An 18,625-nucleotide genomic window follows, 5' to 3' on the forward strand; every position below is an offset into this window, starting at 1 on the left:
GGGGTCGCACAAAGCGCTCAGCTGAGAGTCACCTCACACTCCAGCGATGCGCATACCTTCCCTGGAGTGACGCGCAGTCTGAGCCGGCGTCCCGTGGCGAGCACCTCGACTCCCGGATCGGCGCGCACGACCCCGCGTACGGGACGGTCCCAGACGACCTCCAGGGTCTCCCCGGTACGCGGTGGCTCGCTCACGCAGACGGTCGCGGTCCCGCCCCGGCGGCGTACGAGCACGCTCGCGGGGGCCGTGACGGAGAGCGGGCCGGCCGTTCCCGGGCGCCAGAAGTTCGCCGCGAGCAGCCCCAGCGCCGGTACGGAGACCGCCTGACGGCCGGAGTCGTTGGCGAGGACCGACAGCCGGTGCCGGTCGGCGGCGCGGGCGGCGACCGTACGGCGCGAGGCCCCGGGCAGCACGACGTACGCGTACGAGGCGTCCACCGGGTCCGTGCCGTGGTCGAGCCACAGCGTCTGCCAGCGGCGGGTCCGGCGTTCGGTGGTGGAGGTGGTGTTGATGTCGGACCAGGCGCCGGTGCGGTCCTCGCGGAGGGTGCGCAGGGCGGGTCCCGCCAGGACGACCCAGCCGCCGTGGCCCTCCAGGTGGGCCCAGCCCGGACCTCGTACGAAGGCCTGGGTACCGCTCTCCCCCAGGTTCCTGTTGTCGACGACCGTCTCGACCGGGACGCCGTCCGTGGCGGTGATGCCCGCGCCGAGGCAGACGATCGCGTCGTCGAGGCAGAACCACGACTTGCGGGCCTGCAGGGTCGAGCCGAGCCCCGGCAGGTGCTGTCCGACCGCCGCGAACTCCCCGTCCGTGGTGCCGCCGACCCAGCGCGCCGCCGGCTTGGGCTCGCCCCACTCGCCGCCCGCCCGGTCGGCGAGCCGCTTGGTGGACACGGTCGTCCCGGGCAGCCGGTACCAGTCGACGGTCGGCCAGTACCAGTCCGTGTACTGACCGGACCCGCCCGACGGACCGGACCGGCTCCCGTCGGCCCACCAGTAGAGCATTCCGGCGCCCGTGTGCCAGCCGCGCGGGTTCTCGCCGTTGCCGCACTCGTAGTACGCGATCCGCTCGCTCGCCATGGAGATGTTGGCGGTGAAGCCCGCGCCCCTCCCGGAACCGGCGCCGGAGCCCCGGTGGACCGCCCGGTCCATGGCCGCGAAGAGGTGGTGGCCGGCCGGTTCGGGCGCGGCCGGGAGGGCCGAGTCGGCGACGGCGTGCAGCCGGGCCAGATCGGCCACCCCGAACTGCCGTGCCGTCAGGATCGGCGTGACGGTGTCCCGCTCGATCCAGCCCTTGATCCTCCCCTGCCAGCGCTCGCGTTCCGCCGCACTCGCGCCCTGGGCGAGGAGCGTGATCGCGGCGATCAGCGCCTGTCCGTGGAAGTGGTCGCTGCGCATGACCTGCCGGTCGTCGCTCTTGAGGTAACCCCGGCTGATGGCACGGCCGTTGACGCTGTCCATCATCAGCCCGTCGTGGATCAGCGGCGCGTACGCCTTCTCCACGCTGTCGAGGATGATCTGCCGGCCGGGATCGGTGACCTCCCACGGCGAACCGGCGAGCAGTGCGAAGAGCCGCCCGAGCCCGTCGAGCATGACCTGCCCGTACGTTCCCGAGTACGCGACCCACGTGTGCTGGACGAACGACCCGTCGGCGTAGAGCCCGTCCCCCTTCGTCACGTACGGGAAGACCGGCGAGAGCGCGTCCCGGGCGAGCGCGATCTTCTCGGGGGCGCGGCCGAGGATGCCGCGCAGGGCCACGGAACGGCACAGGTCGACGCGGTTGGCGCCGGTCGAGGTGCCCGTGTAGTCGCCGAGCACGCTGTCGGGGACGAAGTGGTCGACGGCGGCGCAGGCGGCGGCGATCTGCGCGTCCGTGAGCTGCCCGTACAGGGCGGCCACGATGTCCATGAGGTGGCGGGGGCTGCCGATCTGCCACTCCCACCAGTTGCCGTACCGAGTGGTGGAGGGGTTGTAGACGGTGGCGGAGAGGTGGTCGAGGCCGCGCAGGACGTCCGCGAGCAGGCCCGCGTCGCCGGTGGATCCGGTGCCCTCCTGGACGTACGCCTGCGTCATCGTCCACAGCCTGCTGTAGGCCTGGGTGATGCCGGCGGGCGGGTCGTACGGGTAGCCGGGCCACAGCGAGTTCGCCGTCGGCGCCATGGACGCCCGGAAGCCGCGGGCGAGTTCGCCGGTCTCGGCGAGCCGGGACGCGTACGGCTCGGCGGCCGGGTCGTAGCCCGCGCCGAGGGCGATCTCCAGCCAGCGGCGGCGGAGCGTGTCGTAGGGGTCGTCCTCGGCCGCGTGGGCGACGGGAGCGGACGCCAGGAGGGGGACGGCGGGTGCGAGCGCCGCCGCCAGCAGGAACGTACGTCGGGTGGAGATCATCTCCTAGCAGCCGCCGCAGTTGTGGTAGAGGACGTCCCAGTGGTTGCCCTCGTCCGCGTAGATGTTGCCCGAGCCCGACTGGTACTGGAGGGCTCCGTCACCGCGCGGGCCGATGTAGGTGAACGTGTTCTTGATGTGGTTCGTGACGCAGGTGCTCTTGGCGTAGTCGAGCTTGTAGCCGTTCCAGTGGGAGTACGTGCCGCTCGCGTGGCCCGTCTCGGTGCCGCCGGTGATGTCGAGGGCGCAGCCGGTGGCGCTCTTCAGCGTCTGCGCGCCCTGGGCGGTGGCGAGGTTCAGCTCCGTGAAGGACGTACAGGTGGAGTTGTCGCGGTCCGAGCAGCCGCCGGAGGACGACCAGGTGATGCCGGAGGCGCTGAACATCGAGGTCGCCGTGGCGTGGCTGATCTTCGTGACCGCGACGGCGGCGGCACCGTTGGAGGGGGTGGCGGTCGCCCCCGTCGCGCCGCCGAGCACGACGGCGGCCGGGGCGGCGAAGAGGGTGAGTGCGGTCAGGGCGGAACGGAGCTTCATGCGGAGCCTTCCTGCGGACGACCGTGCTGGCTGTGGGGCGGCGGTGCAGGTGGAGCAAGGCGATCGTGCCCGAGGTCTACACGTGTCCACCAGGGGGCTGATGGATCACCTTAGGAGTAGACCAATGGCAACCGGGTGTAACCGGGGCAACACGCCACGACCACAGTTGAAACCCGTAGGGAATAGGTCTATGGTCGCCCTAGTTGAACGTTAAACAGCTTCGGCACAGAGCCGGAACTCGTCCCCCCAAGGAGCCAGTCATGGGAATCTTCGGCCGCAAGGACACCGACACCGCAACCGCGACGCCCGGCGCCGTGAACCCCGACCTCGCCGCTCTGACCGGCGACTACACGATCGACCCGTCGCACTCGACGATCGGTTTCGTGGCGCGCCACGCCATGGTCACGAACGTCAAGGGCGGTTTCCAGGACTTCACCGGCAGCCTGCACCTCGACGGCGCCGACCCGTCGCTGTCGACCGCGTCCCTCGACGTCAAGATGGACAGCATCAGCACCGGCTCCGACGACCGTGACGGTCACCTGAAAAGCGCGGACTTCTTCAAGACGGAGGAGTTCCCCACGATGACCTTCCGCTCCACCGCGGCCGAGGCCCTCGGTGGCGACGACTACCGCATCACCGGTGACCTGACGATCCTCGGCACCACCAAGCCGCTCTCCATCGACCTGGAGTTCAACGGCGTGGCCAAGGACCCGTTCGGCAACGAGCGCGTCGGCTTCGAGGGCAAGTCCGAGATCCTGCGCTCCGAGTGGGGCCTCACCTGGAACGCGGCGCTTGAGACCGGTGGCGTGCTCGTCTCCGACAAGATCAAGCTGACCTTCGACATCTCGGCGATCAAGAACGCCGCCTGATCCCCCGGGGGGCCGGGTCCCGCCCGGCGGCCTGCGCCCGTCACTGCCTGGGGGCTCCGCCCCCTGGACCCCCGGTGCGCAGTTCCCCGCGCCCCTGAAGGGGCCCGAGCACGCCCGCCCTCCGGCTCCCTGCGAGCGGAAGGCGGGCGCTCGGCTGTGCGGGCCCTATAGGGGCGCGGGGAACTGCGCACCGGGGGTTCGGGGGCGGAGCCCCCAGGCAGTGACGGAGAGCCGGGGACGCAGCCGCGGATATCCCGGTGCGGCGCCGACGCGGCGCGCGTTAACCTCCGGCCATGACATGGCTGCCCACCGACTTCGCCCACCCCCTCCGCGCCGCCCTGCCCGGAGGGCTGCTGCATCTGCGGCCGATCTCCGGTGGCGACGCCGCGGTCGACTACCCGGCGGTGATGGGCTCCCGGGAGCGGCTGTGGTCGATCTTCGGGGAGGCCTGGGGGTGGCCCGCCGCCACGATCACGTACGAGGCCAACAAGGCGGACCTGGAACGGCACGCGGCCGAGATCGAGGCGCACGAGTCCTTCAACTACGTGCTGTTCGACGAGGCGGAGACCACCGAGTACGGGTGCGTGTACATCGACCCGCCGGAGAAGGCCGGTGCCGACGCCGAGATCTCCTGGTGGGTCGTCGACGACCGGGCGGGGACCCCGCTGGAGCAGGACCTGGACGCGTTCGTACCGCACTGGATCGCCGAGGCGTGGCCCTTCGAGCGGCCGCGGTTCATCGGCCGGGACCTGTCGTGGAAGGAATGGCTGGCCCTCCCGGACCGCGCCTGACAACGGCCCGGACACGAACGGCTGGTTTCGACCCCTTGTGGCGGTGCTCACAGCGTTCCCATAATCCTTCAACAGAAATTGACCGGCCCATGACGAGAACATCGGGATCTTCTCTCGTCGGACTTGGCATGAGCCTGTCACTTCCACCCCCCACGGAAGGCATCACGTTGAAGAACCTCCTCAAGACGCTCAAGAGATGCGCGGTCGCGGGCGCCGCCGCCCTCGCGGTCATCAGCCTTCAGCCCCTGTCCTCCGCGCAGGCCGCCCCGGCGCCCGTCGTCGGCGGAACCCGCGCCGCGCAGGGCGAGTTCCCGTTCATGGTCCGGCTCTCCATGGGCTGCGGCGGCGCGCTCTACACCCAGCAGATCGTGCTCACCGCCGCGCACTGCGTGGGCGCCACCGGCAACAACACGAGCATCACCGCCACCGCCGGGGTCGTGGACCTCCAGTCCACCTCCGGCCGGGTCCAGGTCAAGTCCACGAAGATCTACCGGGCCCCCGGCTACAACGGCAACGGCAAGGACTGGGCGCTCATCAAGCTCGCCACGCCCATCAACCTGCCGACGCTGCCCATCGCCACCACCACGGCGTACAACTCCGGCACCTTCACCGTCGCCGGCTGGGGTGCGGCCACCGAGGGCGGCGCCCAGCAGCGCTACATGCTCAAGGCCAGCGTGCCGTTCGTCAGTGACGCCACCTGCCGCACGTACAGCGGGTACAGCGGTCTCGTCGCGAGTGACGAGATCTGTGCCGGTTACGCCGCCGGCGGTGTGGACACCTGTCAGGGCGACTCCGGCGGCCCGATGTTCCGCAGGGACAGCGCCAACGCCTGGATCCAGGTCGGCATCGTCAGCTGGGGCATAGGCTGCGCCCGCGCGAACGCCCCCGGCGTCTACAGCGAGGTCTCGACCTTCTCCTCCGCGATCGCCTCGGCGGCAGCGACTCTCTGACGCCCGCGGTACAAGGTCCACTCACGCTCGTACGAGGTCCACGGGCCCGGCGCCGCACCGCGCCGGGCCCGTATCCGTACCGGTGCCCACGCCGCGGGTCAGAACCCCCCGCCGAAGTCGCCGCCGCCCCCGCCGCCGAAGTCGCCGCCACCGCCGCCGTCGAAGCCCCCGCTGAAGTCACCGGAGTCGAAGTCGGCGCCGGACACGTCCCCGCCCTCGTACCCGCCGCCGAAGTCCCCGTAACCGGAGCCGTAGTCGGCCGCGTACGCCGGACCGGCCATCATCGAGCCGAGAACCGTGCCGACGAGGAGGCCGGGCAGGATGCCGCCGCCGAAGTAGCCGCCCGCCCAGGGGCCGTACGCCGGGCCCGCGTCCCAGTAGGGCCGCCGCCCGTACTCCGTGTCGACCTCGCGCACGGCCGGGTCGGTGCCCTCGGCCAGCCGGACCTGGTCGGCGGCGCAGACGGGCACCTCGCGGGGCGCTCCGCCCGCCGGCGTCCAGGCGGCGTCGGCGACCGAAGGACCGTGGCGCGGGTCGAAGAAGCAGGGCGCCCGGCGCTCGGGAACGGGCCTGCCCTCGCGGCGCGCGGCGAGCACGGCCAGCGAGAAGCGCCCGTCCTCCAGCGCCTCGGTGACCCCTCGCACGTCTTCGGGGCGGGTGGCCGCGGCCATGAAGGACTTCGCCTTGTCGTACGCGTCCAGGGAGCGCTCGTAGTCGGCGCGCATCGCGTCGTCCGCGCCGGCCTCCGCGGGGTGGAAGTCGAGCCGGTCGAGTTCCTCGCCGAAGGCGGTGATGTCCTCGTCCACGACCACGCGCAGCCGGTCGAGTGCGGCCCGCCGCTCCGCCTCCTTGCGGCGGCGGTTGCGCCTCACGAGGGCGTACGCGCCCGCGCCGCCCGCCACGACGACCACGCCGGCGCCGATGAGGGCGCCGGTGTCCACGCCGTCGTCGCCGTCGCTCCAGCTGCTGGGCGCGGAGCCGCCGACGTTGGCGAGGGCCCGGTCGGTGAAGTGGTTCAGCTGGGTCAGGGCGTCCTCGCCCCGGACGCTGGTCACCAGGTTGCGCACGGCGGCGTTCGGCATGACGGAGGAGTCGGCCTTCGCGTCGAACCGGGAGCCGAGCCGGATCGCGTACAGGCCCGTGACACCGGTGTCGGTACGCAGGTTCTGGAAGAGGTTGTCCGTGGGGAAGTCCCCGGGGAGAACCGCGACGAACAGCGGTTTGTCCGCCTTCTCGATCTTCGCGGCCAGCGCGTCGGCCTCCGCGTCGGACAGCACCCGGGCCATGGACGGATCGACGTACACGGGCCGCTCGCGCAGGGCGTCCGCGACGGCTGAGACGCCGGTGGCGTCCGTAGCGGCGTGGGCGCCGGTGCCTCCGACGCCCAGCGCCGCGAACGCGATCATGAAAACGGCCAGTCCTCGTGCCAGTGCGCCCGTCATACCCCGAACCTACTCCTGACGGCCGCAATCGGCGGCCCACACCTCCTGGCACCGGGGCGCCCTTCAGGGGCGCGGGGCTGTGTTCATATGCGGCTCCGCCGCGTGGGCGCGACCAGCCCCCACCGGGCCGCAGACACATGTCCACGACCCGATGGGCGGCCGTTCAGGTTGCCGTATAGGCCGCCGCCAGCTTCTCCACCGCCCGCGCATAGCGCCCCGTGAGCAGCAAATGATCCGCGTCGGCGAACGGCTTGGCCACCGCCGAAGTGATCCCCTGCCCGACCTTCTGCTGGACGATCAGCCTCGCCTTGCCGACGATCGCGCGCCCCGCCTCCTCGGCCCCGGCCCGCTCGGCCAGCGAGGCCGCGACGGCGAGACCCTTCAGCGTCGCGAGCCCACCCGTCGGCACCTTCGTGAGCGTGGTCAGCCCCCACCCGTACGGGAACTGCGGGTCGTACGCGGAGTCACCGACGTTGATCGGCAGCTGCGCCTCGGACTTCGGCCAGGTGACGGGCAGCTGCCCGGTGAAGGCCCGCTTCCCGTAGAGGACGTCCGCGACCCCGTCTCCCTCCGTGCCCGGCAGCCAGGACGCGACGAGCCCGTCGATGTCACCGAGCTGGTCGCCGATGAGCTGCGGACGGCCCGAGACGACGAGCACCGCGCACTTCATGGCGGCGCACACCTTGTCGACGGCGGCCTTGTCCGCGGCCGTCAGCGCCAGGTCGTTGCCGTTGCCGACGTCACCGACGCCCTCCGCGTACGGCGTCTCGCCGACGACCACGACACCCACGTCACTGCCGGCGGTCGGCGCCGAGGCGTCCTTGGAGTAGGTGACCGAGCCGCCGGTCGCCTTCCGGATGCCCTCCAGGATCGTCGTCCCGTCCGTGATCTTCCCGGACGAGCCCTGCCAGGTGATGGTCCAGCCACCGGTCTGGTTGCCGATGTCGTCGGCGTCGGACCCGGCGACGTACACCTTCTGCGACTTCTTCAGCGGCAGTACCCCGCCCGCGTTCTTCAGCAGGACCTGCGACGCGGCGGCGGCCTCGCGGGCCACGGCCCGGTGCTTCGCCGAGCCGATCGCCGAAGCGCCGCTCGTGTCGGCGTACGGCTTCTCGAAGAGGCCCAGCTTGAACTTCTGCGTGAGGATGCGCGAGACGGCGTCGTCGATCCGCTTCTCGCTCACGCGCCCGGCCCGCACCTCGTCGAGGAGCGTGGCGTGGAAGTCCTTGTACGCGTACGGGACCATGATCATGTCGAGGCCCGCGTTGATCGACGTACGGACGTCGCTCGCGTAGTCGCCGGGGATCTGGTCGATGGCCTGCCAGTCGCTGATCACGAAGCCGTCGAAGCCCATGCGGTCCTTGAGGACTCCGTTGATCATGTCGGCGCGGGCGTGCATCTTCACCGCGCCCTTGCCGTCACCGAGGATGTCCAGCGAGGAGTACGAGGGCATGAACGTGCCCACACCCCGGTCCACCGCGTCCTGGTACGGAGCCAGGTGCACGGCCTCCAGCTCCTGCCGGGTGACCTTGGTGACGCCCTGGTCGATCGTGTACGAGCCGGTCGTGGACGAGCCGAACTCCGTGCCGCCGTCCCCGACGAAGTGCTTGGCGGTGGCGAGCACCTTGTCGTTGCGCTTCAAGTCCTTCCCGCTGGGCGCCCCTTGCAGCCCCTGGATGACGGTCTCCATGGACTCGACGAGCGCCGGATCCTCACCGAACGACTCGTACGTACGGCCCCAGCGTTCGTCGCGCGCCACGCACAGGCAGGGCGCGAAGTCCCACGGGATGCCGGTGGCGCGGACCTCGGCGGCCGTCACCTTGCCCGCGTCGTGGGCGACTTGGGGATCACGGGTGGCGCCGATGCCGATGTTGTGCGGCAGGATCGTGGCGCCGACGAGGTTGTTGTGGCCGTGCACGGCGTCCACGCCGTAGATGAGCGGGATCTGGAACCGGGTGGCCTGCGCCCGGAGTTGGAAGCCGTCGATCATCTTCGCCCAGGCCGCGGGCGTGTTCGGGGTCGGCGTGGAGCCGCCGCCGGAGAGCAGCGAGCCGAGGTCGTACGCGGCGATGTCGCCCGGCGCGGTGAGCGCGCCCCGCTCGGCCTGGGTCATCTGGCCGGCCTTCTCGGCGAGGGACAGCCGGGACAGCAGGTCGGCGACCCTCTTCTTCACCGGCAGCTTCGCGTCCAGGTACGGGAGTCCGTGGGCGTCGATGACGACCTGCGGGTTCTCGGCGGGCGCCTTGGCGCCGGTGACCGTCAGCTTCAGCGGGACGGTCTCGGCGTTCTCGGCCGCCTTGTCGCGCAGGGTCGCCACGGTGACCGTCCGCGAGGCGCCGGAGGCCGTACCGGCCGGGAAGGTCAGCTCGCCCTTGACCGGGGTGTAGTCCTTGCCGGACTCGCCGGTGCCGCCGGCCGTCTCGTACGCGACGGTGACCGGCTCCTCGATCGGGGCGGAGCCGGTGGTGGCGACCGTGATCCTCACGGCGGCCGAGCGGCCCTCCTTCACCGGATACACGGCCGCGTCGGTGACGACGTTCGCGCGCAGCGCCTGGTCGGCCTTGCCGTACAACTCCACGCCGTCCATGGCGAACTGATCCCTGACGCCGACCGGGAGCGTGAGCGCGTAACCCCACATCTCGGTGAGGCCGAGGACCTGGTCGATGCCGCCGACCGGCTGGTAGTCCGTGCGGTAGACGAAGTCGGTGAACGGGATCTCCACCTGCCTCCAGCCGGTGAAGTCGTCGGTGAAGGACGTCGTCCACAGCTCGGAGGCCTCGCCGTTGGCGCCGCCGTCCTTCAGCTCGAAGTTGACCTTCTTGCCGTTGTTCCGGCCGTCCCACCAGAAGCGGATGCCCTTGCTGGCCGACCAGTCGTGGGCCGGCTCCGCGAAGGCGAAGTCGTGGGTGAAGCCTCCGTAGCCGCTGATGTCGTACGTGCCGGCCAGGACCTTGTCGCCCTGCGGCGCGTCGGCGCGGGCGGCGAGTTCCAGCGTGGGCGGGTCGTCGGCGTCGCTGCCCCAGGTGAAGATGCCCTCCGCGGGCGGGTTCGCGAACGGGATCTCGCCCTCGAAGTTGTCGACGGGGACGGGGGCGGGATCGTCCGCTCCGGAAGCGGGGGTCGCGGCGGCGAACGGCAGCAGTCCGGTCAGCAGGGTGGCGGCTACGAGCAGGGCGGTTCTTCGCATGGACCTTCCCTCGGCTCAGGCTTTGACGGGGGTGATCTCGCGGGGCTTAAATCACGCCGTGAGTTAACTGACGCCCCGCGAGGGCGTCAAGCCTTCGCGCCGAATCCGGGGGCGGGGTTTTTCGCCCCCGCCGCCCCTGCCCTTCCCGACACTGCATGGGGGCTGCGCCCCCTCGCCCCCCCTGATCGCGCTCCGCGCGCGTCCTCAAACGCCGGACGGGCTGAAAGGCCTTCAGCCCGTCCGGCGTTTGAGGACCGGGGGTTCGGGGGCTGGCCCCCGAGGCAGGTACGGGAAGGGGAGCTACTCCGGGGGCTCAACGCCCGCGCGCAGCAAGCCGTACGTGTACGCATCCTCCAGTGCCTGCCACGACGCCGCGATCACGTTCTTCGCGACGCCCACCGTCGACCACTCCCCCGCGCCGTCCGACGTGGAGATGAGGACGCGCGTCGTGGACTCCGTGCCGTGCTTGCCCTCCAGGATGCGGACCTTGTAGTCGACCAGTTCCAGCTTCGCGAGCTGGGGGTACAGGGTCTCCAGGGCCACCCGCAGCGCCCGGTCGAGCGCGTTGACCGGCCCGTTCCCCTCCGCCGTGGCAACGATCCGCTCGCCCTTGGCGAAGAGCTTCACCGTCGCCTCGTTGGCGTGGCTGCCGTCGGGGCGGTCCTCGACGATGGCGCGCCAGGACTCGACGTCGAAGTACCTGCGGGCCTTGCCCTCGGCCTCCTCGCGCAGGAGGAGTTCGAAGGACGCGTCGGCGGCTTCGTACGTGTAGCCCTGCAGTTCACGCTCCTTGACCCGGCTCACGACCCGCCCGATCAGCTCGCGGTCGCCGCCGAGGTCGACGCCGAGTTCCTTGCCCTTGAGCTCGATGGACGCGCGGCCCGCCATGTCGGAGACGAGCATCCGCATGGTGTTGCCGACCAGTTCGGGGTCGATGTGCTGGTACAGGTCCGGGTCGACCTTGATGGCCGAGGCGTGCAGGCCGGCCTTGTGGGCGAAGGCCGAGACACCGACGTACGGCTGGTGTGTGGACGGGGTGAGGTTCACGACCTCGGCGATCGCGTGCGAGATGCGGGTCATCTCGGACAGCGCGCCGTCGGGGAGGACCTTCTTGCCGTACTTCAGCTCCAGGGCCGCGACGACCGGGAAGAGGTTGGAGTTGCCGACGCGCTCGCCGTAGCCGTTCGCCGTGCACTGGACGTGGGTCGCGCCCGCGTCGACGGCGGCGAGGGTGTTGGCGACGGCGCAGCCCGTGTCGTCCTGGGCGTGGATGCCCAGGCGCGCCCCGGTGTCGGCGAGGACGGTGGCGACGACGGCCTGGACCTGCGCGGGCAGCATGCCGCCGTTGGTGTCGCACAGGACGACGACGTCGGCGCCGGCCTCCGCGGCGGCCCGGACGACGGCTTTCGCGTACTGCGGGTTCGCCCGGTAGCCGTCGAAGAAGTGCTCGCAGTCGACGAAGACGCGGCGGCCCTCGGAACGGAGGTGGGCGACGGTGTCGCGGACCATCTCAAGGTTCTCTTCGAGGGTGGTGCGCAGCGCCAGTTCGACATGCCGGTCGTGGGACTTGGCGACGAGCGTGACGACGGGCGCGCCGGACTCGACGAGCGCCTTGACCTGCGGGTCCTCGCTGGCTTTGCCGCCCGCCCGGCGCGTGGCCCCGAAGGCGACGAGCTGGGCGTGCTTGAAGTCGATCTCCTGCTGGGCACGGGCGAAGAACTCGGTGTCGCGCGGGTTCGCGCCCGGCCACCCGCCCTCGATGAAGCCCACGCCGAAGTCGTCCAGGTGCCGTGCGATGGCCAGCTTGTCCGCGACGGTGAGGTTGATGCCCTCACGCTGCGCGCCGTCGCGCAGGGTGGTGTCGAAGACGTGGAACGAATCGTCGAGCTCGCTGGTTTCGGTCATGGTGTCAAGGCTCCTGAGGATCAGATCTCGGTCGGTACCGGAATGACCGGCTCCGCCGTCCCCACATGATCCCTCGCGCTCTCGCCTCCGGCTGAGGGTGGGCCAGAAAAGCGAAAAACCCCTCGCGGGTGCGAGAGGTCTGCGCGCGGGTCGAGACGACGGTGTCCACCCGTACCTGGTCGTACGTGGTGGTCACTGCGGACCGGCGCGCCTGCTGCCAATAATCGTGGCGAACGAGAGCACGGAAGCAGTCTGGCACAGACCCCCTCCGTGCTCACCGTCCGTCTCAGGATGCGAGCACTCGGTTCATCACCACTGGATCATCGGTGAGTCACCGCAGGTGGCGGACGAACACGTCGGTGCCGTCGTTCGTGTCGCCGGCCGGGATCAGCGACGGGTCCGCGGACCGGAACGCGATGCGGCGGGCGCCGTCGGCGATCCGGCCCGGCAGGACGTCGGCGGTGGCCGTGCCGCCGGTGGTGTCGGGCGTGACCAGGACGGTGGTGCCCTTCCTCAGGTCCCGCAGATAGACGGGCCACTCCTTGCCGTACTGCGCGCCCGCCTCCGTCACCTCCGACATGAAGGTGACGTACCGCCCGTCGGGACTCACCGCGGGGTTACGGGTGGAGGTCTCGCCGGGGCCGCCCTGGGTGCCGTGGACACGCCGGTTGGTGCCGGTGGCGAGGTCGTGCACGAACACGTTCCAGGCGCCGTCGGTGTCGTCCGGCACCAGGTGCGTGTCCCGGGACTCGAAGACGACCGTGCGGCCGTCGCCGCTGAGGGACGGGCGCAGCGACTCCTTCTCGGTGGCCGAGCCGTCGTGGGAGCGGTCGGCCTGGACGCGCTCGCCGGTGCGGCGGTCGTACACCCAGACGTCCCCCCAGTCGTCGCCGCGCGGGCCGTTGGCGTAGTTGTACTGGTAGACGACCCGGCGGCCGTCGTCGCCGACCGTCGGCTCGAAGGCGTTGCGCGGCTCCCAGGTGGGCCGCGGGTGGCTGATCCGCTCGGTGGTGCCTGCGGTCCGGTCGCTCAGGAAGACGACGGAGCCCTCACCGGTCCCGTACAGCGTGTAGACGGCGTACCGGCCGTTCGGGCTGACGGAGACCTCGCCGGGCGGGCCGCTGAAGCCCTCGGGGATCTCGATGCCGAACGTCTCCTGCCGGCCCGTGCCCGGGTCCAGGAGCGACACGTCGCCGGACGCGGCGTACACGAGGCGGCCGTCGTCGAGGGCCGCCACCACGTCGCCGAAGCCCGCGAAACGGGTCCTGTCGGTGCGCAGGTCGCGCAGGTACATGCCCCCGTGCGGGGCGTTCGGGTCCAGGTCCTCGGCGTCCGAGGAGAAGGCGGCATAACGGCCGTTGCGGCTGATGACGGCGTCGTCCGAGGCCCCGTTGCCCGCTCTCCCGCCGGGTGTGACGCTGACCGGCTCGGTGTGCGGTGCGGCGTGCGGAACTCCGGGCGCGGCGTTCGCCGCGGTGCCCGTCAGAGCCGTCGTGGTCAGCGCGGCGGTGACGAGAGCTGTGGCGAGTGCGGTGCGCGTGCTGGCGTACACAAGCTTTCCCCCTGTGGTGATGCGGTCGGTCCGTGCGATGCAAACGCACCACCGGGCAGGGGTCAATCCGTCATATCGCGTACAACCCGGACGTGCGTTCAAGCGTCCGGGGGCGCCTTCGTGGGCGTCGGGGGGCGCAGTGTCTCGTCCAGGAACTCGCCGACGTGGCCGAGTACTTGCCCCCGGTCCGTGCCCCGCAGGCCGATCGCCACATGGATGGAGAAGCCGTCGAGCAGGGCGCGCAGGCGGGTGGCGAAGCGGTCGGGGTCGACCGGCCGGAACTCTCCGCGCGAGACGCCCTCCGCGAGCAGTGCCACCAGGTCGCGGTGCCAGGCTCCCTCGATCGCGGCCTGGCGGTCGCGGGCGTCGTCGTCGGCGTTCTGCGAGCGGTTCCAGACCTCGAGCCAGAGGGTCCAGTGCGGATCGCGGTGGCCCTCGGGCACGTACAGGTCGACGTATGCGTCGAGGCGTTCGCGCGCCGGGGCAGCCCGGGTGAGCAGCCGGCCCCGTTCGGTGCCGAGCAGGCCCTCGCTCCATTCGAGGGCACGCAGCAGCAACTCGTCCTTGGAGCGGAAGTAGTAGAGGAGATGGCCGCTGCTCATCCCGACCTCGCCGCCGAGCGCCGCCATGGTGAGCTTCTCCAGACCGCGCTCGGCGATCATGCCCATGGCCGCGGCGAGGACGTCCTCGCGGGGCGGCGCGGTGTTGCGCCGGCGAGTGGTCACGGGGCGGCCTCCACGCGGACGGCGTCCGGGACGAGCCGTGTCTCGTACCCACTGCTGCAGTCGCTCGCGAGGATGGCCACCTCGGCGCCGCAGGAGCAGACGCGGTTGACGCCGTTGTGGGGGGTCGCACCGCAACAGCCGCCCCACCGGGCCGTGTCGGGGTGGAACGCCAGCTCCACGACGTCGAGCGGATGCAGGACGTACGTGCCGCGCGGCCCGGCGGCCACCAGCGAGCCCCGCTCGTCGGACATCCACATCCCGCCGGGCACGATGCCGTCGTACGCGTCCTCCTCGCCCTCGTACGGTTCGAAGGGCGCTCCGTACGGCTGCGGATCGACCACGTACGTGCCGCGGGGGACGGTCGCCGGGCCGTGCCTGCGGCCTTCCGCGTCGGGCAGGCCGTCCCGGCCCGGGTACCCGGGCGGCTCGTCGAGCTGCCGGACGGGCTCGGTCAGCCGGCGTCCGCAGACGGCACAAGACAGTATGTTCACCGGTACGTTCTACCTGATCCCGGTCGTTCTGATCCCGGTCGTTCCGCTCGATCCGGTCGCCGCGCCCGCGTCCCGCATCCCGGCGCCCTCAGACCCTCGGCTGCTGCTGCGTGACGCAGTGGATGCCGCCGCCGCCCGCGAAGATCGCCCGTGCGTCCACCAGGGTCACCGTCCGCTCGGGGAACAGACGCCGGAAGATGCCCGCCGCGGTCTCGTCGCGCGGGTCGTCGAAGCCGCAGAGGACGACTCCGCCGTTGCAGAGGTAGTGGTTGATGTACGAGTAGTCGGCCCAGTGGCCGTCGGCCTCAAGGACCGTCGGGGCGGGCACCTCGACGACCTCGATGGGCCGGCCGTGCGCGTCGGTCGCCGACCGCAGCAGCCCGGTGATCTCCTTCGACACCTCGTGGTCGGGGTGGGCCGGGTCGGGCTGGAAGTGCGCGACGACGACTCCGGGGCGGGCGAAGGCGGCGACGATGTCGACGTGGCCGAGGGTGCCGAAGCTGTCGGGAGCCCCGTGGTCCCCTTCGCCGGGCGGGGCCGGGTAGTCGCCGGTCAGGCCGCGCGGCAGCCAGATCGCCTTGCGGGTACCGAGCATGCCGTGGATCTCGGCCTCGACCTCCTCGCGGGTCCAGCCGGGGTTGCGCTCGGGCCCGAGCTGCACGGTCTCGGTCAGCAGCACCGTGCCCTCGCCGTCGACATGGATCGCGCCGCCCTCGTTGACGAGTGTGGAGGCGTACGTACGGGCGCCGGCGAGGTCCGCCACGTACGCCCCGATCGTGGCGTCGTGCTCCCAGCGGGCCCAGGCCTGCGCGCCCCAGCCGTTGAACGTCCAGTCCACGGCGGCGAGTTCACCCTTGGCCCCGGTGAGGAAGGTGGGGCCGATGTCCCGCATCCAGGCGTCGTCGAGGTCGTGCTCGACGGTGTCGATGCCGGGGCCCAGCAGGGCCCGTGCCCCGGCGGACCGGCCGGGCCCGCACACGACCGTGACCGGTTCGAAGCGGCGTACCGCACGGGCCACCGCCGCCCAGGCCGCGCACGCCTCGGCGAGGTCGGCGGGGTCGTCGAAGGTGGGGTTCGGGCCCGGCCACGCCATCCAGGTGCGCTTGTGCGGGGCCCACTCGGCGGGCATGCGGAAGCCGTCGGCGGCAGCGGTCGTCATCGGGTGGTCCTCAGAGGAAGTACAGGCGGTTGAGTGACACGGACTCGGCCGGCTCCGAGCGCAGGGGGTCGCCGTCGAGCGTGACCAGACCGGTGTCCCGGTCCACGTCGACGTCTCCCGTACGGGAGTTGAGGCGCAGGTCCGCAGGGCCGATGCCGCGGGTGCCGCGAACGGCCACCCGGCGTCGGCGGGTCGGCATGAGGTCGTTGCCCTGGTCCAGCGCCGCCTGCGCGACGAACGCCACCGAGAGGTCGGCGGGCGTGCCGCCGTGCGCCCCGAACTGCGGCCCGAGCACCAGGGGTTCGCAGGTGTCGGTGGCCGCGTTCGGATCGCCGACGACCCCGTACGCCGGGAAGCCGGACTTCAGGACGAGTTGGGGCTTCGCGCCGAAGAACTCGGGGCGCCACAGGACGATGTCGGCCAGTTTGCCGGTCTCGACGGAGCCGACCTCGTGGTCGAGGCCGTGCGCGATGGCGGGGTTGATCGTCAGTTTGGCGAGGTAGCGCAGGACGCGCGCGTTGTCGTCGTCCGGGCCGTCGCCCTCCAGCGGCCCGAACTGGGCCTTCATCTTCCCGGCCATCGCGAACGTCCGGCGTACGGTCTCGCCCGCGCGTCCCATGCCCTGCGCGTCCGAGGAGGTGATGCCGATGGCACCGAGGTCGTGCAGCACGTCCTCCGCGCCCATGGTCCCGGCACGTATCCGGTCGCGGGCCATCGCCGCGTCGCCGGGCAGGTCGGGCTTGAGGTCGTGGACGGAGACGATCATTCCGTAGTGCTCGGCGACCGTGTCCCGGCCGAAGGGCAGCGTGGGATTGGTGGAGGAGCCGATGACGTTCCGTACGCCCGCCATCTTCAGGACGTTCGGTACGTGGCCGCCGCCGCAGCCCTCGATGTGGAAGGCGTGGATGGTCCGTCCGTCGAGGACCTTGAGGGTGTCCTCGACGGACAGGCACTCGTTCAGGCCGTCGCTGTGCAGCGCGACCTGTACGTCGTGCTCCTCGGCGACGCGCAGCGCGGTGTCGAGGGCGCGGGTGTGGGCGCCCATGTCCTCGTGGACCTTGAAACCGGACGCGCCGCCCTCGGCGAGGGCCTCGACGAGCGGGGCCGGGTCCGAGGACGAACCCCGGGCGAGGAAGCCGATGTTGACCGGCCAGGCGTCGAACGCGTTGAAGGCATGCCGCAGGGCCCAGGGCGAGTTGACGCCGACGCCCCACACCGGGCCGAACTCCTGGCCGATGACCGTCGTCACCCCGGAGGCGAGCGAGGCCTCCATGATGCGCGGCGACAGCAGGTGCACATGGGTGTCGACGGCTCCGGCGGTGGCGATCAGGCCTTCGCCGGAGACGATCGCCGTGCCGGTACCGACGACGACGTCCACCCCGCCGAGGGTGTCGGGGTTACCGGCCCGCCCGATCGCCGCGATCCGCCCCTCCCGGATGCCGATGGACACCTTCCTGATCCCCTGCGCCACATCCATCACGAGGACGTTGCTGATCACGACGTCACAGGTGTCGCGGACTGCCGCGGCCTTGAGGTGCAGTCCGTCACGGGCCGTCTTGCCGAACCCGGCGAGGAATTCGTCCCCGTACTTCTGGGCGTCGGACTCGACGCGCACGGTCAGCCCCGAGTCGCCGAGGCGGACGCGGTCGCCGGCGCGGGGGCCGTGGGTGGCCGCGTACTCGTACGGGTTCACGCCTGTCCTCCCTCGGGGGCGACCGCTCCCAGATATCCGCAGGCCGCCGCTCTGCGCAGGGCCTCCGCCCTGGCGCACGGGGCGTCGAGCGGGCCGTCCACGAGGCCCGCGAAGCCGATCGCCACGCGGTCGCCGCCGATCGGCCGGAGGCCGACCTCCACGGTCTCGCCCGGGGCGAAACGGGTGGAGGCGCCCGCGGGGACGGCCAGGTGGGTGCCGTAGGCGGCGGCGCGGTCGAAGGCCAGGCGGGGGTTGGCCTCGAAGAAGTGGAAGTGGGAGGTCACCGAGATGGGGACGGTGGCGGTGTTGGTGACGGTGAGCGTGCGGGTGGGGTGGGGGTCGGTGTGCTCGGGGCCGGGCAGCAGGGCGCCCGGAGCCGCCGTCCCCAGCCCGCCCCCGATCGGGTCGGTGACGATCGCGAGGCGGGAGCCGTCATCGAAGACGGCCTCCACGTGGACCTCGGTGACGATGTCGGCGACGCCGGGGAGTACGTCGTCCGGGCCGAGCACCGCGCGGGCCGCGGCGACGGCCTCTGCGAGCCGCCGTCCGTCGCGGGCCGCCTCGCAGACCGCGTCCGCGATGACGGCTGTCGCCTCGGGGACGTTCAGCTTCAGCCCGCGGGCTCGGCGGGCGCGGGCGAGTTCGGCTGCGCCGAAGAGGAGGAGGCGGTCGCGTTCGGTGGGGGTGAGTCGCATATTGAGCGCCACTCTAACGCTGGGGCCGCTTCTGGGATAGATCTACCTGCGGTAAAGATTACCTCTCTTTGAGCAGCACTCTAAGCGAAGGCGCTGCGTGCGGACGGATGATGGATGGACGGGTGCGGGCCCGGTGGGGGCTTGTCGCGCAGTTCCCCGCGCCCCTGAAAGCGGCTGGCGCACGCGCGGTGGACGGGTGCGGGTCCGGTGGGGGCTGAGCGCGCAGTTCCCCGCGCCCCCAGGTACCTGGG

14 protein-coding genes are annotated in these 18,625 nt (G+C 71.6%); 3 read left to right on the forward strand and 11 right to left on the reverse strand.

Translation table 11 applies throughout. The annotated features are described in order from the left end of the window. Window positions 1-17: 17 nt before the first annotated feature. Both ACFVH5_RS21755 and ACFVH5_RS21760 read right to left on the reverse strand, forming a co-directional pair. Window positions 18-2,384, reverse strand: a complete 2,367-nt coding sequence (locus ACFVH5_RS21755) for a polysaccharide lyase 8 family protein (protein ID WP_385835255.1) — start codon at window positions 2,382-2,384, stop codon at window positions 18-20. Window positions 2,385-2,387: 3 nt separating this feature from the next. Next, complete coding sequence (locus ACFVH5_RS21760; protein ID WP_385835256.1) at window positions 2,388-2,915, reverse strand: hypothetical protein; 528 nt, start codon at window positions 2,913-2,915, stop codon at window positions 2,388-2,390. Between the two features lie 260 nt (window positions 2,916-3,175). Between ACFVH5_RS21760 and ACFVH5_RS21765 the strand changes: the two genes are divergently transcribed. From ACFVH5_RS21765 to ACFVH5_RS21775, 3 genes are all read left to right on the forward strand, one after another. Beyond that, complete coding sequence (locus ACFVH5_RS21765; RefSeq protein WP_385835257.1) at window positions 3,176-3,784, forward strand: YceI family protein; 609 nt, start codon at window positions 3,176-3,178, stop codon at window positions 3,782-3,784. Window positions 3,785-4,077: 293 nt separating this feature from the next. Further along, the gene (locus ACFVH5_RS21770; protein ID WP_385835258.1) at window positions 4,078-4,575 is read left to right on the forward strand and encodes an N-acetyltransferase; all 498 of its coding nucleotides are present in this window, start codon (window positions 4,078-4,080) and stop codon (window positions 4,573-4,575) included. A gap of 167 nt (window positions 4,576-4,742) precedes the next feature. After that, complete coding sequence (locus ACFVH5_RS21775) at window positions 4,743-5,525, forward strand: serine protease (RefSeq protein ID WP_384811572.1); 783 nt, start codon at window positions 4,743-4,745, stop codon at window positions 5,523-5,525. A gap of 98 nt (window positions 5,526-5,623) precedes the next feature. Here the strand turns inward: ACFVH5_RS21775 and ACFVH5_RS21780 are convergent, their stop codons facing one another. The 9 genes from ACFVH5_RS21780 to ureA form a co-directional block, all read right to left on the reverse strand. Continuing rightward, window positions 5,624-6,967: a hypothetical protein gene (locus ACFVH5_RS21780; RefSeq protein WP_385835259.1), complete on the reverse strand. Its 1,344-nt coding sequence runs from the start codon at window positions 6,965-6,967 to the stop codon at window positions 5,624-5,626. A 163-nt stretch (window positions 6,968-7,130) separates the two neighbouring features. Continuing rightward, complete coding sequence (locus ACFVH5_RS21785) at window positions 7,131-10,154, reverse strand: glycoside hydrolase family 3 N-terminal domain-containing protein (RefSeq protein WP_385835261.1); 3,024 nt, start codon at window positions 10,152-10,154, stop codon at window positions 7,131-7,133. Window positions 10,155-10,454: 300 nt separating this feature from the next. Further along, entirely contained in the window at window positions 10,455-12,059 is a 1,605-nt protein-coding gene (gene cimA / locus ACFVH5_RS21790; protein WP_385835262.1) for a citramalate synthase, read from the reverse strand. A 331-nt stretch (window positions 12,060-12,390) separates the two neighbouring features. Next, window positions 12,391-13,611, reverse strand: coding sequence for a TolB family protein (locus tag ACFVH5_RS21795; RefSeq protein WP_385835263.1), 1,221 nt, complete (start codon window positions 13,609-13,611; stop codon window positions 12,391-12,393). 98 nt (window positions 13,612-13,709) lie between these two features. Next, window positions 13,710-14,279: a TetR/AcrR family transcriptional regulator gene (locus ACFVH5_RS21800; protein WP_384811571.1), complete on the reverse strand. Its 570-nt coding sequence runs from the start codon at window positions 14,277-14,279 to the stop codon at window positions 13,710-13,712. A gap of 53 nt (window positions 14,280-14,332) precedes the next feature. Then, window positions 14,333-14,827, reverse strand: coding sequence for a hypothetical protein (locus tag ACFVH5_RS21805; RefSeq protein WP_385835264.1), 495 nt, complete (start codon window positions 14,825-14,827; stop codon window positions 14,333-14,335). Between the two features lie 88 nt (window positions 14,828-14,915). Next, the gene (locus tag ACFVH5_RS21810) at window positions 14,916-15,986 is read right to left on the reverse strand and encodes an agmatine/peptidylarginine deiminase (RefSeq protein ID WP_385835266.1); all 1,071 of its coding nucleotides are present in this window, start codon (window positions 15,984-15,986) and stop codon (window positions 14,916-14,918) included. Between the two features lie 10 nt (window positions 15,987-15,996). Next, window positions 15,997-17,679 carry an urease subunit alpha gene (locus tag ACFVH5_RS21815; protein ID WP_385835267.1) on the reverse strand — a complete coding sequence of 561 codons (1,683 nt, stop codon included), beginning with the start codon at window positions 17,677-17,679 and terminating at the stop codon, window positions 15,997-15,999. Continuing rightward, window positions 17,676-18,374 (reverse strand): urease subunit gamma, encoded by a 699-nt coding sequence (ureA, locus tag ACFVH5_RS21820; RefSeq protein ID WP_385835268.1) that lies wholly within the window; start codon window positions 18,372-18,374, stop codon window positions 17,676-17,678. The genes ACFVH5_RS21815 and ureA overlap by 4 nt, the downstream gene beginning before the upstream one ends. Window positions 18,375-18,625: the final 251 nt, after the last annotated feature.

Origin of the sequence: Streptomyces sp. NPDC127119 (assembly GCF_042677425.1) — a bacterium.
Taxonomy (GTDB): Bacteria; Actinomycetota; Actinomycetes; order Streptomycetales; family Streptomycetaceae; genus Streptomyces.

Bases quoted from the DNA above. Each gene is read 5' to 3' on its own strand.
- ACFVH5_RS21755 (WP_385835255.1), bottom strand. From the start codon at position 2,384: ATGATCTCCACCCGACGTACGTTCCTGCTGGCGGCGGCGCTCGCACCC.
- ACFVH5_RS21760 (WP_385835256.1), bottom strand. From the start codon at position 2,915: ATGAAGCTCCGTTCCGCCCTGACCGCACTCACCCTCTTCGCCGCCCCG.
- ACFVH5_RS21765 (WP_385835257.1), top strand. From the start codon at position 3,176: ATGGGAATCTTCGGCCGCAAGGACACCGACACCGCAACCGCGACGCCC.
- ACFVH5_RS21770 (WP_385835258.1), top strand. From the start codon at position 4,078: ATGACATGGCTGCCCACCGACTTCGCCCACCCCCTCCGCGCCGCCCTG.
- ACFVH5_RS21780 (WP_385835259.1), bottom strand. From the start codon at position 6,967: ATGACGGGCGCACTGGCACGAGGACTGGCCGTTTTCATGATCGCGTTC.
- ACFVH5_RS21785 (WP_385835261.1), bottom strand. From the start codon at position 10,154: ATGCGAAGAACCGCCCTGCTCGTAGCCGCCACCCTGCTGACCGGACTG.
- cimA (WP_385835262.1), bottom strand. From the start codon at position 12,059: ATGACCGAAACCAGCGAGCTCGACGATTCGTTCCACGTCTTCGACACC.
- ACFVH5_RS21800 (WP_384811571.1), bottom strand. From the start codon at position 14,279: ATGGGCATGATCGCCGAGCGCGGTCTGGAGAAGCTCACCATGGCGGCG.
- ACFVH5_RS21810 (WP_385835266.1), bottom strand. From the start codon at position 15,986: ATGACGACCGCTGCCGCCGACGGCTTCCGCATGCCCGCCGAGTGGGCC.
- ureA (WP_385835268.1), bottom strand. From the start codon at position 18,374: ATGCGACTCACCCCCACCGAACGCGACCGCCTCCTCCTCTTCGGCGCA.